The organism is Streptococcus sp. AS20, from assembly GCF_000524255.1.
GTDB classification, from domain to species: Bacteria; Bacillota; Bacilli; order Lactobacillales; family Streptococcaceae; genus Streptococcus; species Streptococcus constellatus.
This window is the reverse complement of sequence record NZ_JANS01000010.1, coordinates 1-1988: the sequence shown is the minus strand read 5'-3', so window position 1 is coordinate 1988 and position 1988 is coordinate 1. Positions and strand designations below refer to the sequence as shown.

Sequence of the window (1988 nt, the reverse complement as noted above, 5' to 3'; positions counted from 1 at the left end):
CCTGTCAAGGCTTTCTTAACAGAGAGTTGTGCGTTTGTTTTTGCAGCGGAATAAGTGTTCTTGAAGGTCTGATCATCTTTTTCATAAGCAACTTTTGTTACTAAGCGGCCTTGACCATCATCAGTAACTTTGACTGTCGCTTTGATCACTTTGGTGTCATATTTCACACCACCGAGTTTCGTATCTTTTTCGGTGATGGTGTAGTGATAAGTACCTACCTTAGTATACTCAATGGTATCGAAAGTGACGCTACCATCTTGTGCATTTGTCTTCGTTTGGCGAACTTGATCGTCTGTACCAGTCAGTTCAAATTCAAATTCCCCTTCTTTGAGGTTACGACCTTCTAATAGCTTCTTAGCAGAAAGAGTCGCAGTTGCTTTATCTGCTGAATAAGTATTCGTGAAGGTGTTTTGGTTGTTTTCATAAGCAACTGTTGTATGTAGTTGACCTTTACCATCATCCGTGACAGTGACTGTTGCTTTGATTACTTTGGTGTCATATTTCACACCGCCTAAAGCACCAGCTTGTTCTTTAATGGTATAAGTATAAGTTCCAGCTGTTTTGAATGTCAACTCTTTAAATGAAATCTTACCATCTTTAGCGTTCTTAACGGTATCCACCACTTTACCGTTTGGATCAATCAAGTCAAAGGCAAATTCATTCGCTTCTAGGTCGCGACCAGTTAGCACTTTGTTCGCTTCTAATGTCGCAGTTGTTTCCTTAGCAAGGTAAGTATTGCGGAAGGTTGGATTAGCTGTATCATAAGATACTTGGGCAACTAACTGACCATTGCCATCATCAGTAACTTTGACAGTCGCTTTGATTTCTTTCTTATCATAGGTCACACCACCTAAGCCATTGTCCTTCTCTTTGATAGTGTAACGATAAGTTCCGATTTTTGTATAGTCAATCGCATCAAAAGTAACACGACCGTCTGCTGCATTTTTCTTCGTCTGACGAACATTGTCATCCGATCCAGCTAATTCAAATTCAAACTCTTGATCGTTTAATGCACGACCTGTCAGTTCTTTAGTCACGCCTAGTTGTGCACTAACCTTTTGACTAGAGTATGTATTGTTGAAGGTTTGGTCGTTGTTTTCGTAGGTTACTTTTGAAACAAGCTGACCTTTACCATTATCTATGACTTCAACTGTTACCTTGATGGTCTTGGTGTCGTAAGTCACACCACCCAATCCTGTATTTTTCTCAGTAATGGTGTACTTGTGGGTACCAACAGTTTGATACTTGATTGCATCAAATTGAACCTTACCAGCTTTGTCATTCTTCTTGGTTTGAAGAACGTCTGCCTTGCCGTCTTCTTTCAGTTCAAAGCTAAACTCGCCATCCTTCAAAGCACGTCCGGTTAATTTCTTCGTGACAGAGAAAGTAGCATCGGTACCTTTGGCAGTATATTTATTTGTAAAGCTTTGTTTAGAAATTTTATTCTTACCGCTCTCGTCAAAACCGAGGTAGACGATATTGTAAATCAATTGTCCATCCTCTTCCTGTTGAACACGAATGGTAACCTTAATTGGTTGTTTATCGTAGTCAACACCTGGAACCTTACCATCTTTTTCTTTGATAGTATAGTTGTAGAGACCAGCTTTGGTAAACTTAAGAGCTGTGAAAGGAATCGTACCATCTGCTTTATTTTTAACTGTTTGAAGTAGCTTGTTTTGTCCTTCATACAGCTCAAACTCAAACTCGTCATCTTGTAGATTGCGACCAGTTAAAGCTTTTGTCACTTGTAGTGGTACTGTGATTTCTTTTGGTGTGAACGTATTCTTAAAGTTCTTTTTACCACCGTCATAAGTCACAGTAGTACTTAGCTTCCCTTTACCATCATCCGTTACTTTAACTGTGACTTTGACTTTGCTCGAGTCATAAGTAACTCCTGTCAGACCATTATTTTTTTCTGTAATGGTGTAGTGGTACTCACCTGCCTTGTCGTAGTTAATAGCTTGGAACTGAACTTTTCCTTGGGCATC

Annotated in this window: 1 protein-coding gene; it reads right to left on the bottom strand. The window is 39.5% G+C overall.

The annotated features are described in order from the left end of the window. Nucleotides 1-1988: Spy0128 family protein (locus HMPREF1514_RS05555; protein WP_037597873.1), on the bottom strand; the 1988-nt coding region annotated here is incomplete at both ends.